This window comes from Zooshikella sp. RANM57, assembly GCF_050749885.1.
Taxonomy (GTDB): domain Bacteria; phylum Pseudomonadota; class Gammaproteobacteria; order Pseudomonadales; family Zooshikellaceae; genus Zooshikella.
Window position 1 is genome coordinate 970511 of the sequence record NZ_JBOIUB010000001.1, and the last position, 25601, is coordinate 996111.

The 25601-nt window shown below is 41.8% G+C and carries 22 protein-coding genes; 19 read left to right on the forward strand and 3 right to left on the reverse strand.

Going from position 1 to position 25601, the window contains the following annotated elements; translation table 11 throughout:
- Positions 1 to 19: 19 nt before the first annotated feature.
- The 4 genes from ACQ96U_RS03750 to ACQ96U_RS03765 all read left to right on the forward strand — a co-directional run bounded on the left by ACQ96U_RS03750 (position 20) and on the right by ACQ96U_RS03765 (position 9152).
- Positions 20 to 826, forward strand: a complete 807-nt coding sequence (locus ACQ96U_RS03750; RefSeq protein ID WP_431719893.1) for an enoyl-CoA hydratase — start codon at positions 20 to 22, stop codon at positions 824 to 826.
- 103 nt (positions 827 to 929) lie between these two features.
- Positions 930 to 2051, forward strand: a complete 1122-nt coding sequence (locus ACQ96U_RS03755; protein WP_431719894.1) for an enoyl-CoA hydratase/isomerase family protein — start codon at positions 930 to 932, stop codon at positions 2049 to 2051.
- 153 nt (positions 2052 to 2204) lie between these two features.
- On the forward strand, positions 2205 to 3095 hold the full coding sequence (gene mmsB / locus ACQ96U_RS03760) for a 3-hydroxyisobutyrate dehydrogenase (RefSeq protein WP_431719895.1): 891 nt from the start codon (positions 2205 to 2207) through the stop codon (positions 3093 to 3095).
- Between the two features lie 225 nt (positions 3096 to 3320).
- On the forward strand, positions 3321 to 9152 hold the full coding sequence (locus tag ACQ96U_RS03765; RefSeq protein ID WP_431719896.1) for a transporter substrate-binding domain-containing protein: 5832 nt from the start codon (positions 3321 to 3323) through the stop codon (positions 9150 to 9152).
- Positions 9153 to 9212: 60 nt separating this feature from the next.
- Here ACQ96U_RS03765 and ACQ96U_RS03770 read toward each other — a convergent pair whose 3' ends face one another.
- Both ACQ96U_RS03770 and ACQ96U_RS03775 read right to left on the reverse strand, forming a co-directional pair.
- Positions 9213 to 10046, reverse strand: a complete 834-nt coding sequence (locus ACQ96U_RS03770) for an HDOD domain-containing protein (RefSeq protein WP_431719897.1) — start codon at positions 10044 to 10046, stop codon at positions 9213 to 9215.
- A gap of 119 nt (positions 10047 to 10165) precedes the next feature.
- The gene (locus tag ACQ96U_RS03775; protein WP_431719898.1) at positions 10166 to 11191 is read right to left on the reverse strand and encodes a YgfZ/GcvT domain-containing protein; all 1026 of its coding nucleotides are present in this window, start codon (positions 11189 to 11191) and stop codon (positions 10166 to 10168) included.
- A gap of 161 nt (positions 11192 to 11352) precedes the next feature.
- Between ACQ96U_RS03775 and ACQ96U_RS03780 the strand changes: the two genes are divergently transcribed.
- Positions 11353 to 11610 carry a succinate dehydrogenase assembly factor 2 gene (locus tag ACQ96U_RS03780; RefSeq protein WP_431719899.1) on the forward strand — a complete coding sequence of 86 codons (258 nt, stop codon included), beginning with the start codon at positions 11353 to 11355 and terminating at the stop codon, positions 11608 to 11610.
- The gene (locus tag ACQ96U_RS03785; protein WP_431719900.1) at positions 11591 to 12052 is read left to right on the forward strand and encodes a protein YgfX; all 462 of its coding nucleotides are present in this window, start codon (positions 11591 to 11593) and stop codon (positions 12050 to 12052) included. The genes ACQ96U_RS03780 and ACQ96U_RS03785 overlap by 20 nt, the downstream gene beginning before the upstream one ends.
- On the opposite strand, the gene nadB is transcribed toward ACQ96U_RS03785, so the two are convergent.
- Positions 12049 to 13680: an L-aspartate oxidase gene (gene nadB, locus ACQ96U_RS03790; protein WP_431719901.1), complete on the reverse strand. Its 1632-nt coding sequence runs from the start codon at positions 13678 to 13680 to the stop codon at positions 12049 to 12051. The genes ACQ96U_RS03785 and nadB overlap by 4 nt on opposite strands.
- Positions 13681 to 14322: 642 nt before the next feature.
- Between nadB and rpoE the strand changes: the two genes are divergently transcribed.
- The 13 genes from rpoE (at position 14323) to acpS (ending at position 25575) form a co-directional block, all read left to right on the forward strand.
- A complete protein-coding gene (gene rpoE / locus ACQ96U_RS03795) occupies positions 14323 to 14913 on the forward strand; it encodes an RNA polymerase sigma factor RpoE (RefSeq protein ID WP_431719902.1) in 591 nt (196 codons plus the stop codon).
- Between the two features lie 117 nt (positions 14914 to 15030).
- A complete protein-coding gene (locus ACQ96U_RS03800) occupies positions 15031 to 15771 on the forward strand; it encodes a sigma-E factor negative regulatory protein (protein ID WP_431719903.1) in 741 nt (246 codons plus the stop codon).
- Between the two features lies 1 nt (position 15772).
- Entirely contained in the window at positions 15773 to 16786 is a 1014-nt protein-coding gene (locus ACQ96U_RS03805) for a MucB/RseB C-terminal domain-containing protein (RefSeq protein ID WP_431719904.1), read from the forward strand.
- Positions 16787 to 16841: 55 nt separating this feature from the next.
- On the forward strand, positions 16842 to 17294 hold the full coding sequence (locus tag ACQ96U_RS03810) for a SoxR reducing system RseC family protein (protein ID WP_431719905.1): 453 nt from the start codon (positions 16842 to 16844) through the stop codon (positions 17292 to 17294).
- A 59-nt stretch (positions 17295 to 17353) separates the two neighbouring features.
- Positions 17354 to 18766, forward strand: coding sequence for a DegQ family serine endoprotease (locus ACQ96U_RS03815; protein WP_431719906.1), 1413 nt, complete (start codon positions 17354 to 17356; stop codon positions 18764 to 18766).
- Between the two features lie 200 nt (positions 18767 to 18966).
- On the forward strand, positions 18967 to 20766 hold the full coding sequence (lepA, locus tag ACQ96U_RS03820) for a translation elongation factor 4 (RefSeq protein ID WP_431720131.1): 1800 nt from the start codon (positions 18967 to 18969) through the stop codon (positions 20764 to 20766).
- 2 nt (positions 20767 to 20768) lie between these two features.
- Positions 20769 to 21590 (forward strand): signal peptidase I, encoded by an 822-nt coding sequence (gene lepB, locus ACQ96U_RS03825; RefSeq protein ID WP_431719907.1) that lies wholly within the window; start codon positions 20769 to 20771, stop codon positions 21588 to 21590.
- A 154-nt stretch (positions 21591 to 21744) separates the two neighbouring features.
- Complete coding sequence (locus ACQ96U_RS03830; protein ID WP_431719908.1) at positions 21745 to 22116, forward strand: DUF4845 domain-containing protein; 372 nt, start codon at positions 21745 to 21747, stop codon at positions 22114 to 22116.
- Entirely contained in the window at positions 22113 to 22802 is a 690-nt protein-coding gene (gene rnc, locus ACQ96U_RS03835; protein ID WP_431719909.1) for a ribonuclease III, read from the forward strand. Before ACQ96U_RS03830 ends, rnc begins: the two co-directional genes overlap by 4 nt.
- Positions 22795 to 23715 carry a GTPase Era gene (gene era, locus ACQ96U_RS03840; RefSeq protein ID WP_431719910.1) on the forward strand — a complete coding sequence of 307 codons (921 nt, stop codon included), beginning with the start codon at positions 22795 to 22797 and terminating at the stop codon, positions 23713 to 23715. Before rnc ends, era begins: the two co-directional genes overlap by 8 nt.
- Entirely contained in the window at positions 23716 to 24435 is a 720-nt protein-coding gene (gene recO / locus ACQ96U_RS03845; protein ID WP_431719911.1) for a DNA repair protein RecO, read from the forward strand.
- Positions 24436 to 24448: 13 nt separating this feature from the next.
- A complete protein-coding gene (gene pdxJ, locus ACQ96U_RS03850; protein ID WP_431719912.1) occupies positions 24449 to 25201 on the forward strand; it encodes a pyridoxine 5'-phosphate synthase in 753 nt (250 codons plus the stop codon).
- The gene (gene acpS, locus ACQ96U_RS03855; protein WP_431719913.1) at positions 25198 to 25575 is read left to right on the forward strand and encodes a holo-ACP synthase; all 378 of its coding nucleotides are present in this window, start codon (positions 25198 to 25200) and stop codon (positions 25573 to 25575) included. Before pdxJ ends, acpS begins: the two co-directional genes overlap by 4 nt.
- Positions 25576 to 25601: the final 26 nt, after the last annotated feature.

Consider the following 25601-nt stretch of genomic DNA (forward strand, 5'->3'; position numbering starts at 1 on the left):
CAAGAGGTCGAGATCAGCTATGAAGTTAGCAAAACTATTGAGCTTGGTGGATTCTGACAAGCTTAAACTGGAACAGCATGAACATACCTTGCTTGTCAGATTGAGTAATCCTCCCGCACATATTTGGGATCAGGAAAATCTGTCAGCATTGCAACGACTCATGCATGCTTTAAACAAAGTTGATTCTATTTATGCGGTTGTGATTACTGGAGAGGGAGAGAAATTTTTTTCTGCAGGTGCTGATTTAAAATTATTTGCTGATGGCAATACGGCAAGAGCTCAGGAAATGGCTAGTTTGTTTGGGCGAGCATTTGAAACACTTGCAGCCTATCGTGGAGTAACGATTGCGGCTATCAATGGTTATGCCATGGGGGGTGGACTTGAGTGTGCTCTAGCCTGTGATATTCGTATTGCAGAGGAGCATGCGGAGCTTGCGTTGCCTGAGGCGAGTGTTGGTTTACTCCCTTGTGCCGGTGGTACTCAACGTTTGCCTTGGCTAGTGGGTGAAGGTTGGGCTAAGCGCATGATTTTATGTGGTGAGCGTCTTTCTGCAGAACAAGCGTTAAAAATTGGCTTAGTCGAACAAGTGGTTAAACGCGGAGAAGTGGTTGCAACGGCGCTAAAACTTGCCACCCAAGTTGCACAGCAAAGTCCTTGCAGTGTTAAAGCCTGTAAGGAACTGATTTCTGCAGCACAACATCAGCCCATTCATAGCGTATTGCCCATGGAGCGTGAAGCCTTTTTAGAATTATTTGCTACGGTGGATCAAAAAGAAGGGGTTAATGCCTTTTTAGAAAAGCGCCCAGCAGTTTGGCAAAATAAATAACTGGCTATCTTCAGCCGAGGAGGGAGTGCTATGAAAAATATCTGTGCTTCCCTCTATGATGTTGCTGTGGAGAATTAAGTAAGTTTGTGAAGACGAGAATGATATGAGTGATGCCATTGTAGTGAATTGCCTTCCTTGTGAAGGAGGGCAACAAATTGGATTATTAACACTTAACCGGCCAACAAGTTTAAATGCGATTAATCAGTCGATGATTGACTGTCTTTATGAGCAGCTCCTGGCGTGGAAGCAAGATGAGCGTGTGGCCTGCATTGTGCTAAAAGGAGAGGGAGAAAAAGCATTTTGTGCGGGGGGAGATGTACGACAGTTATTTACAGCATTAAATAAAGAGATTAAGGCCGGGCAGAAAGAAGCCGAACAATTTTTTTCTCATGAGTACCGCTTAGACTACTTAATTCATACGTATCCAAAACCGATTGTGGTATGGGGGCACGGTATTGTAATGGGGGGAGGGCTTGGTCTCATGGTGGGTGGGAGTCATCGTGTGGTGACAGAAACTACCCGGATGGCTATGCCAGAGATGGCGATAGGACTTTATCCCGATGTTGGGGGTTCCTGGTTCCTCAATAGAATGCCTGAAAAAACAGGTTTATTCTGTGGTTTAACGGGCTGTGCTTTGAATGCAAATGATGCGCTTTATGCTGGATTAGCAGATCGTTTTTTACAGCACAATATGCTACAGGAAGTATTGGATGCACTGCGACTGTCAGCCTGGAAAAAAGAGCCTGAAGCTAATCATGCTATTGTCAGTAAGATACTACGGCGTTTTGCCAAAGCAGCAGAGCCTTTAATACCAGAGAGCAATTTGCAACAACATAAGCAGCAGATTCAACGGCTAATGGATCATGATACGTTAGCTGAGGTTTATCAGGATTGGCTGTATTACGACACAACAGATCACTGGTTGGAGAAAGCAATAAAAGGCTTTTTGCAAGGTTGCCCAACAACAGCCTATTTAGTGTGGGAACAAATTAAACGTGGACGACACTTGTCTTTATCAGAAGTTTTTCAGATGGAACTCACATTATCAGTTCAGTGTTGTTTACATGGTGATTTAGTGGAAGGTGTTAGATCAAGGCTAGTGGATAAAGATAATAATCCTAAGTGGCGTTATGCTACGGTGTTAGATGTACCAAAAGAATGGGTAGAAACACATTTTGAGTCATTGTGGCCAGCAGATCAACATCCCCTTTCATCGCTGGTTTAAATTGTATGTATAAAAAAGCAGATAATTAATTCAGCCTATTACTATAAATTTGCTTTCGGGACTCAGCGCTCAACTTTAAAAATAAAAGCAGACTGGTTAATGGATATGAAGCACTACATTAACTCACTAATAAAAATAAGAGGGATATAAAAAATGGATATTGGTTTTATTGGACTGGGGCAGATGGGCTGCCCAATGGCCAAAAACCTTCTAAAAGCAGGCCACCGGCTTCGTGTCTATGATTTAATTCCAAATGCGGTAGATACTTTGGTTAAAGAAGGGGCGGTGGCAGCACACAGTGCACATCTGGCGGTAGAGAATGCTGACGTTGTGATCAGTATGCTACCGGCTGGCGAGCACGTAAAACAATTGTATTTAGAAAATAAACTATTAGATAGTATTAATACTTCAACCTTAGTAATCGATTCCAGTACGATTGATCCCGATAGTGCTCGGCTTGTCGCAGCAGAAGCAAAAAAGAAAGGTATCAAAATGCTGGATGCACCTGTTTCGGGCGGTACGGCAGGTGCACAAGCGGGTACACTCACCTTTATTGTGGGCGGTGATGCAGAAGCGGTAACCATAGCCAAACCAGTATTACAGGCTATGGGGAAAAATATTTTTCATGCAGGCGCCAGTGGTGCGGGTCAAGTCGCGAAAATATGCAATAACATGTTGCTTGCGATAACCATGGCAGGAACCTCAGAGGCATTGCAACTGGGTGTTGAGCAGGGGTTAGATCCACAAGTGTTAGCGGATATTATGAATAACAGCTCTGGGGGAAATTGGGTATTGCAGCGTTATAACCCATATCCTGGAGTAATGCCTGAGGCACCTGCCAGCCATGACTATCAAGGGGGATTTCGGGTTGAGTTAATGCTCAAAGATCTTGGATTAGCGGAGCATATGGCACTATCACAGGCAAGCCGGACACCCATGGGTGCGTTGGCAAGGAACCTTTACAGTATTCACGCAGCTCAAGGCAGTCATGCCCGTGACTTTTCTAGCATTATGCAGTTGTATCAACGCCATATGGATGAGTAGCTTAGCTGGCGTTAAGACACGAAGAGTCCGAGGGAAAAGGCCCTCGGGCACTGCTTGAGTAAAATTTTTCTTTTCAACAATTAGGCAATGTTACTACTTTAACATTGGCTTAGCCTATTCTGTCAGTATAATGGCGTACATACCCATTTTCTTGGGGTAAAATGTCTTGTGCTTTTTCCGTAAAATTCAATTATAAAAATATTAGTTGCCAACAACGGTTACGCCATGAAGCGCCTATTTGCAATTTGGTTTTGTTTTATCTCGCTGTGGATCTCCTATGCCTGGTCTGAAGAATCGAATACTTCTTCGACGTTACCTCCTCCTGTCAAGCAAGTGGTCGTTGCCTATGCCACAGGACAGGAGCCTTTTCAGTTTAGTGATGATGAAGGGAAAGCCGCTGGTTTTTTAATTGATATTTGGCGTGAGTGGAGTAAACAAACAGGCATTAAGGTCAAGTTTCTAGGAGCGCCAGAGCAAGTTGCTGTAACTATGGTCAACCGTGGACATGCGGATGTGTTAGCGGGGGTGTATCGTCGGGATGAATATAAAGGACTTAAATACAGTACCCCATTGGCTAAAAGTGGTGTTTACTTTTTTTATCATAAAAGTTTATTGGATATAAAAAAGTTAGAAGATTTAGCAGGGTTTAAAATAGGTGTGATTCGTGGGGAAGAAGCTGAACAATATATTGAGAAGCATGTTCCAAATGCATCACTTGTCACTTATAACAGTTATCGACAATTATTAGATGCCGCTACTCGTGGAGATATTCGGGTATTTGTAGGCGAGGGCCCTCTACTTCGATACTTAATGGCTGCACGTGGTGCGTTGCAGGAATTTAATTATCAGTCTGAGCAGCCACTATTTCAACGTACACTTTATGCTGCCGTTAATGATAGACAGTCAATGCTGGATGAAGTTATTCGCAGTGGTATGCAAAAAATAAGTCTGGTTGACCGTAAGCTATTAGAAGGAAAATGGTTAGAACAGACCCGAGCTTACTCCAGTGATGCATTAATTATTGCGATTGATTCTGATTTCCCACCACTGTCATTTATTAATTCAAAAGGTCGACCTGCGGGATTTTTTGTCGACTTTTGGCGGCTCTGGTCAGAAAAAACAAAGAAGCAAGTTCGTTTTAGAGCCAGTGAGTGGCACGATACGTTGGAAGTAATTAAGGATGGTGAAGCAGACATTCACTCAGGTGTATCCGAAACACCCATGCGTAAAGAGTGGATGGACTTTTCGCAACCTTTCTATGAAATGAGTTCGGCATTATTTTATGCAACAGATTCTATTCCAGTACAAAGTTTTGATGATCTGACAGGGTCTCGTATTGGCGTTGTAAAGGGAACATCTCAATATTTGTATGTGTTGGAAAATATCAAAGAAGCATATTTAACGGAATATGACAATAATGAAGAGTTGATACGCGCGCTGTTAGATGGAGAAATTCGTGCGTTTATAGCGGAACCAATATCCATCAATATTTTATTGAACCGATTGGGGTTATTAGGTGAAGTTAAGCAGTGGGGGAAAAATTTATATAAAGAAAAATTTCATGCGGGAGTACTGACAGGGCGAAAAGACTTACTGAAATTAATTAATAATGGACTTAGCTTAATTAATCATCAGGAACGCGTTGAGTTGGAAGCGCGTTGGTTAGTAGATCCTAAGTTACGGTATTTTTCTGATGAGGCATCTCCCCTTGAATTATCGGAGGACGAAAAAGAATGGTTACACAACCATCCAGTAATTACATTTACGGGGGACCCTGGGTATCCACCCTTTGAAACGGTAGATGAAAACGGTGAGTACCAAGGCGTAGCCGCTGACTATATCAAAATGCTCGAAAAACGCTTGGGTATTACATTTAATTATATTCCCTCAAAAAACTGGAGTGAGGCGATAGATAAGCTGCGAAATCGAGAAGTGGATTTACTTCCGGTTATTGCTTGGAATGAAGATCGTGCGAAGCGTTTTGCATTTACCCAACCTTATTGGGAAGTGCAAACGGTTATTATTGCCCGGAATACAGATGACAGTATAAACAGTATTAAAGATTTATCAGCAAAAAAAGTGGCTACATTACCTGAATTTGCTGCTACAGATTTTATAAAAAAACAGTATCCAGATATCAACTTTGTTAATGTCAAAGATTTTGCTGATGGTTTTAAGCAGGTATCTCTAGGGCCACTGGATGCCATGATTGTTAATATGGCAACAGCAAGTCATGAAATAGAACGTACTAAAATCACCAACTTGCGGATTGCTGCAGAAGCAGGATATAACTACCGTTTCCGCATGGCGACTCATAAGCACTGGGATAAATTTAATACCATTTTGAATAAAGTGCTAAGTGGTGTGACTTCTCGGGAAAAAGACGAAATTAAACGGAACTGGATTTCCATTCAAACGCAACCTTGGCGGCCAAATAAAGAGTTTATTATTGGTGTCGTAATAACGCTGGCTATAATTTTATTAATTATTTATTGGAACTGGCGGCTGTCCCGAGAAATTGCTGAACGGCAAAAAGCGGAAAAAGCATTACGTATGCGAGCACAGATGGACCGCTTGTTGAGCAATATTACCCGTCAGTTTATGGATCGTGATTTAGATGAAGCTGTAAATTATACATTACGTGTCGTTGGCGAATTTATGGGCGCTGATCGAGGCTATGTATTAATTATTCGTGGACAACAGTCATTAATGACCCATGAGTGGTATGCTACTGATTTGTCTGGTTTTGTAGCATCTCAACGGCGGTACTTAGTTGATCAATATCCTTTACTGGCTGATCGCGCTAAACAGGGCAGTACCTTACAAAGCAGTTTGCGTACACTTGGGGCTGAAGATCATGAAATGAAGTCGCTTCTAAGTGAGCTAAAGCTCCGGTCTGTCATTCATGTGCCTATGCTTCTCTCAGGACGAGTGGTTGGTTGTTTAGCTCAGGCCACCGTCATGAGTAATAAACATTGGAACCATGATGAGGTTGCTTTATTACGCCGAGTGGGTGAGTTAATTGCTATTGGACGAGCCAAAAAAGATGCTGAAGAAGCGTTACGGGTGAGTGAAGAACGTTATCAATTAGCCATGGATGCCGCGACAGATGGTTTATGGGACTGGAATATTCCAGAAGAAACCATTTATTTAGGCCCCCGTTACGCACGCATGTTAGGCTATGAGCCAGGTGAGATTGCCGGGACACCTGCTGCATGGGAAGCCCTTATACATCCAGACGATAAAGGCGATATGATTGACTTCCTGCATAATATGCTGGCGACCTGTAATGAGTCATTTGAGCGGGTTTATCGCTGTTATCGTAAAGATGGTAGTGTGTGTTATGTCAGAACCAAAGGTAAGGTCGTATTTAGGGATGAGGAAGGTAATCCGTTACGTGCCGTGGGTACGCATGTCGATATTACTGAAGAATTAAGTCGGCAACGAGAATTATCTCTTGCTCATTTTTCGTTGGATAATTCTGCGGATGAAATTCAGTGGGTGAATCAACAGGGGCATTTAAGTTATGCAAACAGTGAAATATGTCGTTCATTAGGGTATTCACTATCAGAGCTTATTAATAAACCGCTGTCTGAAATTGATCCTAATGTTGATCAAAAATCCTGGGGGCGGTTGTGGAAATTATTGAAACGAGAAAAAGCGATTACCTTTGAAACTTTACGCAAGCGAAAAGATGGCTCTGATTATCCCGTCGAAGTGACAGCTAACTTGATGGAGTATGAAGGGGAAGGTTATGTATTTATGTCTGGTCGTAATATTACTGATCGCAAACAGGCTGAAGATGACTTGCATAAAGCGAAAGAAATAGCCGATCAGGCAAATCGAGCAAAAAGTGATTTTCTGGCCAATATGAGCCATGAAATACGCACACCCATGAATGCAATTATTGGTATGAGTCACTTGGCATTACAAACAGATTTGTCAGAAAAACAGTTTGATTATATCAGTAAAATTAAGTCAGCTTCCCATGCATTGCTAGGTATCATCAATGACATTCTCGACTTTTCTAAAATTGAAGCTGGAAGAATGGAAATGGAGACCATCAGCTTTGATTTAGACGAAGTATTTGAAAATCTTAGCAATATCATGCTGGTAAAAGCAGAAGAAAAAAATATTGAGGTTAACTATCATATCGCGGATAACGTTCCACGACACTTGGAGGGTGATCCGTTACGTTTAGGACAAATTCTGATTAACCTTACCCATAATGCCATTAAATTTACCAATAAAGGATCTGTATCCGTTTATGTCAAATTAGTAGATTGGGAACAGGATCATGTTCAGCTAGAATTTTTGGTTAAAGATACAGGAATTGGTATAAGCAGTGATCATCTTGCTCACCTATTTGACTCTTTTTCACAAGTAGATAGTTCAACTACACGCAAGTTTGGGGGAACCGGGTTGGGACTGGCAATCTGTAAAAAACTGGTCAGTATGATGCAGGGTTCTGTGTGGGTGAAAAGTGAGTTGGGTAAAGGCAGTGAATTTTATTTTACTGTTCGCCTGGGGCAGCAGCAGTTTAATAATAAGTTAGCGTTGATGAGTGATGAGTTAAAGGACATGCGCGTCCTCGTGGTTGATGATAATAAAGCCTCACAGACGGTATTAACTGATTTGCTTCACTCCATTTCGATGCGAGCTGAGGTCGTGTCTAATGCTGAAGAAGCCTACGAACGTCTTGCTGAGGCTAATAGTCAATCAGGAGACTGTTTTGAACTGGTATTAATGGATTGGCGGATGCCTGATACCGATGGTATTGATGCATCACATCATATTAAGCAAATGCAACAGTTAGTGCATACTCCTGCGATTATTATGGTGACGGCCTATGGGCGTGAAGAGGTGATGCGCCAGGCACAAGAAACTGTAGATGCATTTTTGATTAAACCTGTTAGCCCTTCTGTTTTGCTGGAAACCATTTTGCGAACCTTTGGCAAAGGAAAGTTACAGGCTCCCTCTCGGCAGCGAACATTAACACCAGAGAGCGTCTCCTTGCAGCGTTCGGGCAATGTGTTATTAGTTGAAGATAATGATATTAATCAGCAGGTTGCCAAGGAATTATTAGAAGGAATGGGACTAACAGTAACCATTGCCGGTAATGGTTTAGAAGCAATTAATGCAGTGAAACGGCAAGACTTTGACTTGGTATTTATGGATATTCAAATGCCTGAAATGGATGGCTACCAGGCTACAACCTATTTACGTAATGACCCAGAATATCAGCAATTACCCATTGTGGCGATGACAGCCCATGCCATGGCTGGTGATAAAGAACGTTGTATTACTGCGGGCATGGATGACCATCTGCCTAAACCACTAGATCCTGATGCATTAGCTCAAGTCGTGAGTTACTGGCTTGGTAGTCATCATAGCACTAGTAAAGTGGAAGATAGTAAAGAGGCTGAAGAAATTATTCTGCCTGAATCACTACCAGGAATTGATATTAAAATAGGCCTATCTCGGTTGGTTAATAATCGTCGCTTATACCTTAAGTTATTACATGATTTTATACGGCAATTAAGTGAAGCAGAAAGTGAAGTCCAGCGTGCGTATGAAAACGGAGATTGGGAAACAATTCTGTATCAGGTGCATACCTTAAAAGGTGTTGCGGGAAATATTGGTGCTATTCAATTACAGCAAACTGCTCATGAGTTGGAAAAAGCATTGCGTGAGGCGCCCGAGAGTTTGACCGATACTCATTGGGATAATTTTTTAGAGAGTGTAAAACGACTAAAATCGGGACTCATTGATTTGCCAGCATTACCGGAGCCAGAATCGCCTCAGGATGAAAAACCAGTAACGTCATTATTATCTTTTAGTGAAATTCTGCATTGTTTGAAGGAGTTGCAGTTACAGCTGGCATCCGGTGATATTGAGGTAATGTCTATGTTTCAGCGCAATCAACACGACTTTGCAACAGTGCTTGCGCCTAATGAGCTAAGTCAACTGGAAGGGTTTATTGATAATTTTGACTTTGATGAAGCGGCTGAGTGGCTGGGTGAAAAACTGACAATGTTGGAAGAGGTCAGCCAGTAAACACGATTAAAAACGTATATTGTTTTTTATTATGCCATGTTTTTCCTTTGTAGAGGTTGGTTACTGTAGGAGAGACATGGCTGCATCCATTTCAGCGGTTAGATCTTCACCTTCACCTTCTTCATCAACAGGATTTATACCCAGCTTTTCAAATGCTTTTATTTGGGTCCAGTCTAATTTGGTATAAGGATGTTCTGTGCCTGCTAATGTTTGCAAGTTAGCAACCATGACAATATCAACATAATCAACTGAATTAGAGTCACGGCTAAAATTAGTATATTGTGAAGGGACTACTGCAATATTTTCGGGGAAATCCCATGCCCTTAAAATACGCGTACCCAGTCTGGGATGCACTTTTTCAATAACCTGACTTAGGCTAATACTGTCGGGTATTGTGCCTTTTTCTTCAACATAAGTCAGAATAGGAAGTACACCGATTTGATGCAACAAGCCTGCTAATGTAGCCTGATCGGGCATTAGCCGAGTAAAGTGTTTACACAGAACATGACTAATACCTGCGACTTCAGTACTGTGTTGCCATACGCTGCGAAGAATTTTATCCACGACATCTGAGGTAGCCTGAAACATTTGCTCCATGGCTAAGCCTGTTGCTAGGTTGGCTGTGTAAGTGATACCCAATCGATTTACAGCCATAGTGATATTGTCTATTTCCCTTGATGCTCGCATCAGGGGGGAATTTACGATTTTAATTATTCTTGCGGAGATCGCTGCATCATTACTGACAACTTTTGCCAGTGTTTGTACATCAACCTCTGGATCTTCAGCTGTTTCTCGAATTTTTAAGGCAACCTCTGGCAGAGTCGGCATAAAAAGTTCTTCATTTTCAATTGCCTCGGTGAGTTCAGTTAAAATCTGCTCAGCAAGATTAGCCATGTTGCTCCCTTTAACGTATTCAACAACTAGTTTGAATTCTTGAGCAATTGATAGGTGACAGCAGACGGGTGACTGTGACTCACCCGTAGTGCCTGGTTGCCATTTATATGGTTATAAGCTCAGGAACCTTCATTATTTATAGTATAGGGTAGGCTAAGAAGGTGAACTTTTTTTGAGAAATCTTGATCAAGGTATACGTTGTTGGCATTAACTGCTTTCTTCATGAGAACTGCAAGTGCTTCAGTGGGTTGTGTTGTGTGATTTAAGCTAATGATTTCACCAACTGAGCTGTTATGGGCTGGTGAGTACAACGACTGCCCATGATCAGTTGCTGTATTTTCAGGAAGTGCTATTCGATATAAGCCGCTTTTTAATTTACCCAGGTATTGAGTGCGTGCGACAACTTCTTGTCCTGTATAACAGCCTTTTTTAAAGTTAATGCCTTCTAAGTGCTGCAAGTTGAATTGTTGAGGTAAGTATTTTTCTTGGCATTGTTGATCAACCCAGGCTATCCCTTGGCTGACCATATATTCTTGCCAATAGCTGTAACCTGCTGGAGAACAGTATTGACTCAGGGCGAGCCAGAAGTCTTCAGCCTGACTTTTGGGGCAACTAAGTAGATATCCTTGCTTAGCAGGGAGGGCTAGGATTTGAATTTGATTTTGAGTGGTTACTTGTAGCACATCACTCGGCGTTGGGAGTCCTAATTGAGTGAGTGTTGAACTCGCTTCACTGCCAAGTATGGCCAGTCGAACCCAGTTATCACTACTGTCGCTGATACTGCATTTATAGAAAACAGCATACTTACTTAATGTTTGATTAAAATGAGTAATGGCATTACGGCTTAAAAAAAACATGAAATCATTATTAAACTGCCATACCCAAAAGTTACTGACCATACGGCCTTTTGGAGTGCAGTAAGCGCCAAGTTTAGCCTGTGACTCGTTAACATGGTTAATATCGCAAGTAAGCTGACCTTGAAGCAGTTTGTCACTACCTTCTCCTGATATTTGGACGATACCCATAGGACTTAAATCAACCAGAATGGGTTGCGATGAAAGAGGAGGCTTTGAAAAAGCGACTACCTGCTCACCATTAAACTGTGCACCTTGAGCTTCTAAAAATTCAGGCCATGATGTACTCATGCGTGTTTCCAGATTCCAATTAACCAAATTTACTTGCAAGAATAGAAATAAGTAACCGACAATACAGCAGCTTGGCGATTTTGTGCAAGATGGTTCCTCCTCTGCATTAGGTATTGTCAGGCAATTGCGTATGAGAAGTGCTGTACCAGTAGGGGAATAAGATGTTATCAAACGCTGAACACAACCGACTTTTTTGGCGAAGCCGACGCGGTATGTTGGAGTTAGATGTATTGTTAGTGCCTTTTGTTAAAGAAGTATTTCCATCTCTGGGTGAAGAAGACCAAGCGCGCTATAAGAAGTTAATTGAATGTGAAGATCCAGACCTATTTCGTTGGTTTATGCAAAAGGAACGGCCTACAGATCCAGAGTTGGCCATTATTGTGGAGATGGTTTTGAATCATGTCCCTGCTTCAGTCTAGAGGCTTCCTGTTTATTTCTCTCCAGCCATCACGGTGTTTAGCTATTTGGATAATTGCCAGCCATAGTATTGCTGCACTCGGTTTATTGGTTTCTCCTTGGCGGTGGTGGATAGATTTACTGTTATTCATAGTCATATGTGGGTCTGCTATTTGGTTATTGAGGCTCCATGTTTGGCGTACCTCAGCTAAAAGTGTGGTGAGTATCCAGCAGAATCACAATGGCTGGTTATTGACGCTTCGAGATGAGACGTTATTGAACGGTACACTTCATTTTGACAGTTTGGTGATGACGAAGTTGGTTGTATTGAACTTTAAAGTTCCTGGTAGACTTCGTCCTTTACCTGTAATCATTGTGGCTGATGCAATAAACGCAGAGCAGCTACGCTTACTTCGCGTAGTACTGCGCTGGTCATCAAGTGAAGAGACTCCAAATTTATTTTAGTTAGAGGGTTCCCGGTCTGCATAAGGGTGGTAATTGGTAGGGTAGAGAATCGTATCTTCTATTGTGTTGAGGGACTCAGGGTAGTCCAGTGTATAGTGAAGACCACGGCTTTCTTTACGAACCATCGCGGATGAAATAATGAGGTCTGCAACCACCGATAGGTTACGTAATTCGATTAAGTCATTGCTGATTTTATAATTACTGTAAAACTCGTATATTTCCTGATGCAGTAAGTTGATTCGGTGACGAGCGCGCATGAGTCGTTTTGTGGTTCTCACAATACCTACATAGTCCCACATGAAACGTCTAAGCTCATCCCAGTTATGGGCAATAATGACATCTTCATCTGAATCAGTAACCTGACTTTCGTCCCAAGCGGGAATATCGACTGGAGTTAAAGGGATAGATAATCGCTTCTTGATATCTTCAGCACTTGCTAAGGCATAAACCACACATTCTAATAATGAGTTGCTGGCTAACCGGTTCGCGCCATGAAGTCCAGTAAAACTGCATTCGCCAATCGCATAAAGGTTCGGGATATCGGTCCGCCCCGCAGTATCTACCATAATCCCGCCACAGGTATAATGGGCAGCAGGTACCACAGGAATAGGCTCCTGGGTAATATCAATGCCATAGCTCAGGCAGCGCTGATAAACGTTGGGGAAGTGACTTAAAATAAAGTCTTTTGGTTTATGGCTGATATCCAAGTAAACACAATCAATCCCCAGTCTTTTCATTTCGTGGTCTATGGCTCTAGCCACAATATCACGAGGGGCAAGCTCTTCCCGTTTATCAAACTTAGCCATAAAGCGACTGCCGTCAGGAAGCTTAAGTAAGCCTCCTTCGCCTCTAATAGCCTCTGTGATAAGAAATGATTTTGCTTGGGGGTGAAACAGGCAGGTTGGATGAAACTGGTTGAACTCCATATTGGCTACACGACACCCTGCACGCCAGGCCATGGCAATACCATCGCCCGTTGCACCATCTACATTGCTGGTATAAAGATATACTTTACTGGCGCCGCCACTGCCAAGAACAACATGGTTGGCGTGAAAAACTTCAACTTCATCTGTCTCAAGGTTGAGTACATAAGCTCCAATACAGCGATTGGGTTGGACGCCAAGTTTTTCTGAGGTTATCAGGTCTACAGCTAATCTATTTGATATTGTTTCTATATTTGGATGTGCTAGGGCTCGCTCGATAAGTGTTTGAGATATGGCTTGGCCAGTGGCATCAGCAGCATGAATCACACGACGGTGACTGTGGCCACCTTCTTTCGTCAAGTGATAGTCTTCGTGTCCATTGGCCATTTGTTCTTTAGTAAAAGGGACTCCTTGGCCTATCAACCAATCAATACTTGCTTTGCTGTGTTCAATAGTAAAGCGAACAGCATTTTCGTTACATAGTCCTGCACCAGCCGTCAGTGTGTCGCTGACGTGCGCTTCAACAGTGTCAGTTTTATCAATGACGCCAGCAACACCACCTTGTGCCCAGTAAGTTGAGCCTGCAACAAGCTCAGCTTTACTTAAAACAGCAACTTTCACATGGTCAGCAAGATTTAACGCTAAGGTTAACCCTGCAGCGCCACTACCAATGACAAGTACATCAAAGTGATATGCGTGAGGCATGAGGAATCCTTGATTTTTGCAGATGCCAATTAAATTTTAGCGTTAATCTAACGTTATTTACTTATGATTGCAGGTTTTATACGCATAACATGCAGGAGGTGAAGTATATAGTATGCCTATTCGAATAGGCAGTCTTGGCCTGGAAGATAATAGTTGAATTTGATTTTGCTCAATGTGTTTTATGCGTTACGTAAGGCAAGCCAGACAATCTTACTGACGAGTATTTGTGATTAATTTTGTTTGGTAGTGTGAATTGTTCGCTATTGAATAATTGCTATTGGGAACCAATTTTAAGTATGTGACTCCATCTAGACTGTTATTGGTGTTGTTGTATCGAGTTTTAAGTAAAACCTCTATAACGTGAAGAAAAAGCTTATCTTAACGTTTTTTCATTCAAAACTGGGATACTGATATATCAGTGGTAACCATTATTTAGTGAGTATGGTTGTGGTATATAGAGCTGGTTTTGCACGGTTAGGAGATACGATATTAACTTATGATCACATCTTGTGATTTCTGCCAATAACCTCAAGCTAACTGTTGAGAACTTTTATTTATCCATATGGTCTACACAACAGAACATAACTTAACCACCCGGCAATACCTAAACGCTCTGTTGTTCCAGGGAACAGCGGAGGGAATATGGTAAGTGCGCAAGACTCTGATCAACAACTAATCGATCGAGTCCAACGGGGGGATAAGCGTGCTTTTGATATGTTGGTTTTAAAATACCAGCATAAAATTCTTGGCTTGGTCAGTCGATATGTGCATGACCATCAGGAAGTATACGATGTTACTCAAGAGGCGTTTATCAAAGCTTATCGCGCTATCGATAAATTTCGTGGTGAAAGCGCATTTTATACATGGCTTTATCGTATAGCGATTAACACAGCAAAAAACTACTTGGTTTCAAAGGGCCGGCGTCCTCCTGATACTGATGTAGATAGTGAAGAAGCTGAATACTTTGAGGGGCACAATCCCTTAAAAGATATTGAAAACCCGGAGAATCGACTACTTCGTGATGAAATTGAAAAGGTTGTTTATAAAGCCATTGCAAGCCTGCCTGACGACTTACGCTCTGCGCTCACGCTTCGTGAGTTTGATGGGTTAAGTTATGAGGAGATTGCTGAAGTCATGCAGTGTCCGGTTGGAACTGTTCGCTCAAGAATCTTCAGGGCAAGAGAGGCTGTTGATAAGCAAGTACAACCTTTGCTATCTAGTACAGCTGGCTGAGATAAAAAGCGATGAGAAAAGGTTTTTCTATAATACAGCGTTTGATTTTTAATATGGAACGGATGGTGTAGCGATGAGAGCAGATCTTGATGTTTACCAGTGCAATGAGGTGCCTCTATGAGCAGTGATGATCGTAATTACGAGTCATTATCAGCCATTATGGATGGTGAGGCCAATGAGCTGGAGTTGCACCGAGTATTGAAGCATCTTCATGATAATGAGGAAACTCGAGCAAAGGCATTTCGTTATCAGTTAGTTGGCGAAGTGATGCGTAAAGAGACTCATGACTTTTCCCAGGTTGATTTGTCCGCAGCGATAAGTACTGCCATTGATGCTGAACCAATGCATGAACATAATCAATCTGCTAATGAATCCACTGCATATGATCAGGTAGGCTTTGGTGGAAGTGTAACGATAGCCCATGGCTGGACTCGTTGGTTGCGTCCTGCAGGTGGCGCGGCTGTTGCCGCAACTGTCACGTTGGCAGTATTGCTGGGTGCAAACTTAGTTAATCGTTCTGCAAATGAAGGTTTAGAGGCAGAGTTGACAGCTCAGGCAAGTAATACTGCAACAAACACTATGCCTGCCACAACTGCAGCCCCTCAAGTAGTTCGTGAATCTCCTATGGTAACGGGGCAGGGAGCACCTATGTTAGCAGGTTATTCTGATCAGCCTACTTATCGTGTACCGCTTCGCGTGGATCAACAGGAAGCCGCATTACGTGCTAAACAGTTAGCAGAGATGGCCTCCCAGGCTAGGTTTCAGTCTTACATGTTGCAACATGCTGAGTATAGTGCACTAAGTGCTAATCAAGGGATCTTGCCATTTGCCAGAGTGCATGAGTTTGAGACAAAGTAATATGAGTGTGCGGGTTCGTTTGGGGTTACGCCAGGCTATTGTCGTCATGGTTATGTTAGCGGGTAATGTCAATGCTGCAACAAGTGAAGATAGAACAGCATTAGACTGGCTTCAAACCATGGTGAATGCTACACAACAATTGAATTATGAAGGTCAATTTGTGTACGAACATAGTCGTGGATTAACCACTATGTCTATAGCGCATGCTTATCAAGATGGACAGGTTCGTGAGCGGTTAGTATATTTGGATGGGCCTCATCGTGAGGTTATTCGTTATGGGCGTAAGGTGATGTGTGTTACTCCCAAAAATGAAGTGATACGTTTTGATCATCAGGGTTCTCCTATTCCTTTTTCTCAAGCATTTCAGAAAAACCTAAGTAAAATTGCATCAATTTATAACCTTCAGCTGGATGGCCATGACCGGATTGCAAACAGGTCTGCGGTTGTGATTAATGTGCTACCAAGTGACAGGCATCGGTATGGTTATCGATTATGGTTGGATCAGGACACTGCGCTTTTATTAAAGTCGGTGCTTTTGGATAATAAGGGAAAATTGTTAGAGCGCTTACAGTTTACTTCTTTGCAGACAGGGAAACCTATTGCTGAAGAACATTTAGTTTCTTCATTAAGTGATGAAAATACTGTCGAACAAATTATTTCAACGAAAAGTGTTAATGAGCAATCTAGTGAAGCTCAGCAAAGTTGGCGGGTATCCTGGGTACCTGATGGCTTTGAGCTATCCAGGCATGATGAGCGTAAACATTCCAAATATGGTATGACGGTTGCGTCTCTGATGTTCTCTGATGGATTATCTGCCTTTTCTGTTTTTGTTGAGCAAGGGGATGAACGTTCTGCGGCAGAACAGGCTCTAACCCGTAGAGGTGCGATGACTGCGATTTCTCGAATATTAAGGCATAAGCACAATATTTATCTGGTTACTGTTGTCGGTGAAATCCCCGAAAAAACAGCTGAAAAGATTGCAGTTTCTGTGCAATCAGCATTAAATAAACCTTAATACAAGGTGAACTAAAACTTCGTGCTATAAAACCCAGAGAAAGAAATCAGCTAAAATGATTGAAGAACAAGGACAAGTAATGGCTGTAGAGCCTGGAGCAGTGTGGGTTCAAACTTTTAGACGTACTGCTTGTGGTAAGTGTCAGGCTAAGTCCGGTTGCGGTCATAATCTTATAGAAAAGCTGGTTCCTGATCGTCAACATGCTTATATTAAAGCACTTAATGACTATACAGTGCAGGTTGGGGATGAGGTTGTTATTGGTATTGAAGAAAATACCTTGATTAATGCTTCAGTATTAGTCTATCTACTTCCACTCTGCGCACTTCTATTTGGTTTATTATTAGGCCACTGGTGGCAACTACATGAGTTAGCAAGTTTAGGGATTGCGCTTGCTCTATTGCTGTTGGCATTTATAGGGGTTCGTAATCATAGCCGTCAAAACTTTGTTCAGAAAAAAACCTTACCTATAGTCTTGAGTGTAAAACTGGCAGCTCAATCAATTTCTTGAATAATTGAAAACTAGCAAACCGAATCAATAATAAACAGAGCTAAGGGTTGTGGTTTCCTATGAGAACTGTATCAACTGTTCGTTTTTTGTGGCTACTTGCATTATCAACACTGATAGTACTTAATACTGCACGAGCTAGATCCTACCCTGATTTCACTGAGTTAGTTGAAGATGCTTCTCCTGCAGTGGTGAACATTAGTACGCGGCAGGAGCCAAAAAGTCGACAACGGCTTCAGTTCCATGAATTTAATCAAGACTTACCTGATATTTTCCGTGATTTTTTTGGTAAGCCTTTCCCTCCTCCTGGTAAAGGTAATAAAACACCAGCTCACTCATTAGGTTCAGGTTTTATAGTTTCAGAAGATGGCTATGTCCTGACAAATAATCATGTTATTTCTGGGGCAGATGAAATAATTATTAGGTTGAGAGACAAAAGAGAGCTAGCAGCAAAAGTGATAGGTGCTGATGACCGATCAGACTTAGCATTGCTTAAAATTGAAGCCTCAGACTTACCTGTTGTTAAAGTAAATACCCATGCTGTCATTAAGCCAGGACAATGGGTTGTTGCAATAGGCTCTCCATTTGGCTTTGAAGCTTCTGTAACGGCAGGCATTGTGAGTGCAACGGGGCGTAATTTACCGAGTGAAAACTATGTTCCTTTTATTCAAACTGATGTCGCAATTAATCCTGGAAACTCTGGTGGCCCGTTATTGAACTTGGAAGGTGAGGTTATTGGTATCAACTCTCAGATTTATACTCGATCTGGAGGGTTTATGGGGCTTTCTTTTGCAATACCCATGGATGTTGCTATGGATGTTGTAAAGCAACTAAAAGATAAGGGCTATGTTTCTCGTGGCTGGTTAGGTGTCATGATTCAAGCTATGAACAAGGAGCTAGCTGAGTCATTTGATTTAGAAAAGCCTATGGGGGCACTTGTTGCTGAGGTTCTTGAGGGTAGTCCTGCAGAAATGTCAGGCTTTGAAAGTGGCGACATCATTTTACAGTTTGATGGTCAAGAGATTAGGGAGTCATCCGATTTGCCTTATATTGTTGGTCGGACTCCTGTGGGTAAGCAAGTGAACGTTGATATTCTTCGTAAAGGAGAAAAACAAACGCTTAAAGTCACAATCGGTGAGTTGCCAGATAAACGACAAGCTGTTGATAAAAGACAAAGCAAGGATCAAATTTTATCAAATCGACTTGGCATTACAGTGAAAACCTTGACGACTGATGAGAAAGAACAATCTGATCTAGCTTATGGAGTTGTTGTTGACAAGGTACTTGATGGGCCAGGACGTGATGTTGGCTTGCGTCCAGGGGACTTTATTACAGACATCTATAATGAGAAGGTTGATTCAGCAGAAAGCTTTAATGACATTGTGGATAAACTACCTGCCAATAAATCCATTCCTATGCGCTTGGTACGACATGGTAAGCCAGGCTATATCACATTTAAAATTACTGATGAGTGAGTGCTTCAGTTTAAAGGTCTGTCAGGTTAGATCCCCTCTAGCCTGTCAGCATAGCCGGATGGTAATAAATACGATAGAATTCAGCCTTTCTGTGAATCTTTGATTTCAAAGTAGATATACTGTTCTGTTGCAGTCCTTTAAGAAAGTAAATATAAGGACTAGCATTTTTTTATCAGTGACAATTGGTGGCACAAAGTATCGTGAGTGATTTAAGCCATATTCGCAATTTTTCCATCATCGCCCATATTGACCATGGTAAGTCCACGCTGGCTGATCGTTTTATTCAAACCTGTGGGGGTTTGTCTGATCGTGAAATGGCCGCTCAAGTGCTTGACTCTATGGATATTGAACGGGAGAGAGGGATAACCATTAAGGCCCAAAGTGTAACACTGACCTATGAGGCCTTGGATGGAAAAAAATACCAATTAAATTTTATTGATACCCCAGGGCATGTGGACTTTTCCTATGAGGTTTCTCGCTCTCTTGCTGCTTGTGAAGGCGCGCTACTGGTAGTAGATGCGGCACAAGGTGTTGAAGCACAATCTGTAGCAAATTGCTATACCGCTATTGAGCAAGGTTTGGAAGTGATGCCTGTACTCAATAAAATTGATTTGCCGCAGGCCGAGCCAGAACGTGTTGCCCAAGAAATTGAAGACATTATTGGCCTGGATGCTTCGGATGCTGTGCAATGTAGTGCAAAAAGTGGAATGGGTGTCACTGATGTTTTAGAACGCCTGATTCACTTAATACCCTCACCAGAGGGAGACTATGATAAGCCGTTACAAGCACTCATTATTGACTCCTGGTTTGATAACTATCTGGGTGTGGTGTCACTCGTTCGTGTTGTTCAAGGTAGTTTACATAAGGGGAATAAGGTTAAAGTTAAGTCTACAGGGGATGTGCATGTAGTCGATGGTGTGGGTATTTTTACCCCAAAACGTCATGAAACCGGTGTGTTACGTGCTGGTGAAGTAGGCTATGTTGTTGCAAGCATCAAGGATATTCATGGTGCACCTGTTGGGGACACTTTAGTTTTGTCGACTGGAGCGGAAGTTCCTGCGTTACCAGGTTTTCAAAAGGTTAAGCCTCAGGTCTATGCGGGCTTATTCCCAATTAGTTCAGATGATTTTGAGTCATTCCGTGAAGCACTGGGTAAGTTGTCACTTAATGATGCATCCTTATTTTATGAGCCAGAGTCATCAGATGCATTAGGCTTTGGTTTTCGTTGTGGTTTTCTGGGCATGCTCCATATGGAAATTATTCAGGAGCGCTTGGAACGGGAATATGATCTTGATCTCATCACTACCGCACCAACGGTTATTTATGAAGTAGAACATAAGGATGGTTCTGTTCATTATGTGGACAACCCTTCTCGGTTACCTGATCCTTCTGTCATCAACGAAATGCGAGAACCTATTGTTCGAGCAAATATTCTAGTGCCACAAGACTATTTAGGTAATGTCATTACACTATGTGTGGAAAAGCGTGGCATTCAAAAGGATATGCAATTTGTGGGTGGACAGGTATCACTGAGCTACGAGTTGCCGATGAGTGAAGTGGTATTGGACTTCTTTGACCGTTTGAAGTCAGTAAGTCGTGGGTTTGCCTCATTAGACTACAGCTTTGAACGTTTTCAAGCAGCGAATTTGGTTCGTTTGGATATCTTGATCAATGGTGAAAAAGTTGATGCACTTGCATTAATTGTTCATAAGGACCATGCAATGCATCGTGGCCGTCAATTGACGGAAAAAATGAAAGAAATTATCCCTCGCCAGATGTTTGATGTTGCGATTCAAGCTGCTATTGGAGGGCATATTATTGCTCGTCAAACAGTGAAAGCATTACGTAAAAACGTAACTGCAAAATGTTATGGCGGAGATGTGACTCGAAAGCGTAAGCTGCTTGAAAAGCAAAAGGCAGGTAAAAAACGGATGAAGCAAGTAGGACGAGTGGAAATACCACAGGATGCGTTCCTTGCTGTATTGAAAGTAGAGAAATAATTATGGACTTTAATTTTCCACTTATTTTAGTCATTGCAGTTTTTTTGACTGGGGTATTAGCGGCATGTGATTATTTTTTATTGGCACCTCGTCGTCGGCTCGCTGTTGAGCAGTACAAAGCGTCTACCAGCGATGTGGATGATGATGTGGTATTAAAAATCACCAAAGAGCCTGCTGTTTTTGAAACAGCAAAGTCAATTTTTCCAATATTATTAATTGTACTTGTGGTTCGCTCTTTTCTATTTGAGCCTTTTCAGATTCCTTCTGGCTCAATGAAACCTACGCTGGCGATTGGTGACTTTATTTTAGTGAATAAATACGCTTATGGAGTACGCTTGCCAGTGATTGGTACCAAGGTCATCAATGTAGGTGATCCTCAACGTGGTGATGTGATGGTATTTAAAGAGCCCGCCAATCCTTCAATTAACTTTATCAAGCGTGTTGTTGGACTTCCAGGGGATACCATTAAATATAAAGATAAACAGTTATTTGTTAATGGTGAGTTAGTTGAAGAGCATTTTATTGCCCAACTGCATGAACAAAATATTCCCTATAAGTTGTTAGAAGAAAATTTAGGTGGAGTAAAACACCAAATTAGAGAAAATGCCTTTGTTCAGTATCAGCTAAACCGTTTAGATGGTGAGTGGACTGTCCCTGAAGGTCATTATTTTATGATGGGCGATAATCGCGATAATAGTAATGATAGTCGGAGCTGGGGCTTTGTTCCTGATGCTAATGTTGTCGGTAAAGCCATTTATATTTGGATGCACTGGCCTAGTTGGGGGCAGTTGCCAAGCTTTAAAAATAATGGTGCCATTCAATAGTAAGGTGCCATTCGTCTTATGATGCTGACTACCGAGTAGTTTTTTTTTAGAAGTTTAACGTTCATAGCATAAAATTTGCAAAATGGGTCTATTTTTGTAGTAGACCCAGTAGATTAACTATTTTTGGTTCAATCATTGAAAAAGAGATGATGCTATGAAGCTAATGCATAAACAACAAGGAATGACGCTAGCGGGCTGGTTATTTGTATTTGTGGTAGGGGGCTTTGCAGTATTGTGCACACTAAAAATGCTACCTCATTACCTGGATGATATGGCCATTGGTAGGGTGCTAAACAATTTAAATCGGCCCGATATTGGTTCTGCCTCACCCAATGAAATTAGAGATTTAATCAGTCGAGGATTTCAGGTTAACAGCATTCGTGATATTCCTAAAGATGCTGTTAAAGTGAAGCGGCAAGGTGGCGTGGTTAATGTTGCCATCAACTATGAAAAGCGTGAACACTTGTTGGCAAATATTTATGTTGTTTTAACCTTTGAACATAATTGGAATACGCAGACTAAGTGAAGAAGTCATTAACACCACTCAGTAAAAAGCTTGGATATCACTTTAACGACTCATCGCGTTTATTACTTGCGTTGACACACCGTAGCTTTGGTGGTCAGAACAATGAACGCTTGGAGTTTCTGGGTGACTCTATTGTTAACTTTGTCATTGCTGAAGAGCTCTTTCGTCGTTTTCAAGAAGCGAAAGAAGGACAGTTAAGTCGACTGCGTGCACGTTTAGTGCGTGGGGCTACATTGGCAGAAATTGCCAAAGAGTTTGGCTTGGGGGATTTTTTACGGTTAGGTTCAGGTGAGCTTAAGAGTGGTGGCTTTCGTCGAGAATCAATCCTAGCAGATGCCTTAGAGGCTATCATTGGAGCAATGTATCTTGACGGAGGCATGGAAGCCTGCCGACAAAGTGTGCTCAAATGGTTTGAGTCTCGGCTGGAGAAGCTTTCTCTGGAAGACACGCAGAAAGACCCTAAAACAAGACTGCAAGAGTTTTTGCAGTCCCGACAAGAAGCCTTACCTCAGTATGATGTGATTAGTATTGAAGGTGAAGCGCATGCCCAAACGTTTACCATCGAGTGTAATATTTCAATGTTGCAAGATAAAACCATTGGTATAGGTTCTAGCCGCCGGGGAGCTGAGCAGCAAGCGGCTCGAAAAGCGCTTGAGCATTTAGGAGTAGATAAAGCTAATGGTTGATAGTAATCATTCAAATACAAATAACCAGTGTGGATTTGTAGCTATTGTCGGTCGACCTAATGTAGGTAAATCGACATTAATGAATCGTATTCTTGGACAAAAACTAAGTATCACTTCGCGTAAGCCACAAACAACCCGACACCAAATTCTTGGTATTAAAACGGAAGGTAACGTACAGGCAATATATGTTGATACGCCAGGGCTTCATAAAAGCGGAAAAAAGGCTATCAACCGATATATGAATCGAGCAGCCAGTTCAGCGATTAAAGATGTTGATGTAGTCATCTTTATGATTGACCGCAACCGCTGGACGGATGAAGATCAAATGGTACTTGACCAGCTCCAAGGAATACAATGTCCACTTATTGTTGCTATTAACAAAGTGGATAAGGTCAATGATAAAGAGCAATTGCTGCCTTTACTGGATGAGTTAGCCAAGCGAATACCTCATGCTGAACTAGTTCCAGTGTCCGCTAAAACAGGCGCTGGTGTTGAACAGCTTGAGGCTGCGACAGCCGTACATTTACCAGAAAGCATTCACTTCTACGAGGAAGACCAGCTAACTGATCGAAGCTCTCGTTTTCTTGCTGCAGAGTTAGTACGAGAAAAGGTTATGCGTCAGTTGGGGGATGAAATTCCTTATCAAATCACGGTTGAAATAGAAGAGTTTAAGCAAGATGGAAAAATTCTTCGTATCAGTGCATTGATTCTTGTTGAAAAAGATGGGCAAAAGGCCATTGTTATTGGCGCAAAAGGTGCTCGATTAAAATCCATTGGTCACGATGCACGGCTAGATATGGAGCGGTTGTTTAATAGCCAGATAATGCTCAACCTGTGGGTTAAAGTCAAAGGTGGCTGGTCTGATGATGAGCGTGCATTACGCAGTCTAGGGTATGATGATTTCAGGCAGTAAATGACTGTTGCGTTAGTAACTGGCTATGTATTACATCAGCGCCCCTATCGAGAAAATAGCGCTTTAGTTGATTTGATCACTAAAGAGCAGGGGCGTTTAAGCGTTATTTGTAAAACGGCAAAAAAACAAAGACATCAAAAATTACCTACCTTACAGCCTTTTGTTTCCTACTGGTTTCAACTCAAAAAGCAACAAACACTTTTAAGTTGTTATCATTGGGAAACAAATATGTCTCCCTTAAATTTAAATGGAGAAGCACTATATTGTGCTTTTTACTTAAATGAATTGTTGTATCGCTTACTCCCAAGTCATGATACATCAACAGATATTTTTCAACTTTATACACAAACACTTAAGTCATTAGCTGTTGCCAAGAGTACACTAGATATAGTATTACGACTTTTTGAAAAACAGTTACTTATTGCACTGGGTTATGGTTTACCACTGTTAAATGAAGCCGAAAGTGATGCTTTTATTGAGTCAGCACAGATTTATTGTTTTGTTACAGAGTTGGGTTTTATAAAAGCAACAAAAGAAGAGTCATCTCAACAAGCACATCGTTGTTTTCTTGGGAAGGATTTACTGGCTATTGCAGAAGATAATTATCAGCAAGATAGTACACGTCGATCTGCTAAGCGTTTGATGAGACTGGCTCTGAATGATTTATTAGGTGGTAAACCACTCAATAGTCGTGCACTTTTTCCAGTGAAGCGTAAATAATAAGGATAAAGCAGTGATTCCATTTCAACGAATACAGTTAGGCGTAAATATTGATCATATTGCTACGATACGTCAGGCTAGAGGTACACGCTATCCTGACCCAGTTCAGGCTGCACTGCTTGCGGAGGAAGGTGGTGCTGATGGGATTACTGTGCATTTAAGAGAGGATCGACGTCATATTCAGGAAAGAGACATTACTATCTTGAAGCAGGTTTTACAGACACGAATGAATCTGGAAATGGCTGTTACTGAAGAAATGCTGGTTTTTGCCGCTAAGATTTTGCCAGAACATGTCTGCTTGGTACCTGAAAAGCGACAAGAGCTAACAACTGAAGGTGGACTGGATGTTGTTAAACATTTTGAGCAAGTAAAGCAGGCTTGTCAGCGACTTTCTGCTCATCAGAGTGAAGTCTCGTTATTTATTGATCCTGATATAGCACAAATTGATGCGGCTATTGAGTGTGGTGCGCCTGTCATTGAGTTGCATACTGGAGCTTTTGCTGATGCAGAAGGTAATGGCGAACAGCAGCATGAATTTGATCGAATTAAGCAAGCAGCAAAATATGCTGCAGATAAAAGCTTAATTGTTAATGCGGGTCATGGTCTGAATTACCAAAATGTTGAAGTGATTGCAGCTTTGCCCGAAATTAATGAGTTAAATATTGGGCATGGTATTGTTGCTCGTGCGCTATTTACAGGGCTGAAAAGTGCAGTGACGGAAATGAAGCAATTAATGCTGCAAGCGCGAGGTTACGTTAAAGCATGATTATTGGGGTAGGGACTGATATTGTAAAAATTGAGCGTATTGCAGATGTAGAACTGCGTCTGGGGGCTCGTTTTGCGCGTCGTATTTTAACGCCAAGCGAGTTACAGCGTTATCAGTCTCACCCTAAACCCACAGCCTTTTTAGCCAAACGATTTGCAGTGAAAGAGGCTGCGGCTAAAGCACTAGGGACAGGTATTGCGCAGGGTGTTTCCTGGCAACATATTCATATTAATAATAATGATTTGGGTGCCCCTATATTACACTTTTCGGATCGGGCATTAATAATGCTGGAAAAGTTAGGTGGGAAACATTGTCATGTTTCCCTTGCCGATGAGCAGGATTATGTTGTTGCTTTTGTGGTGCTGAGTGCATGACAATAGTAAAAGACTTAGTAATTTAC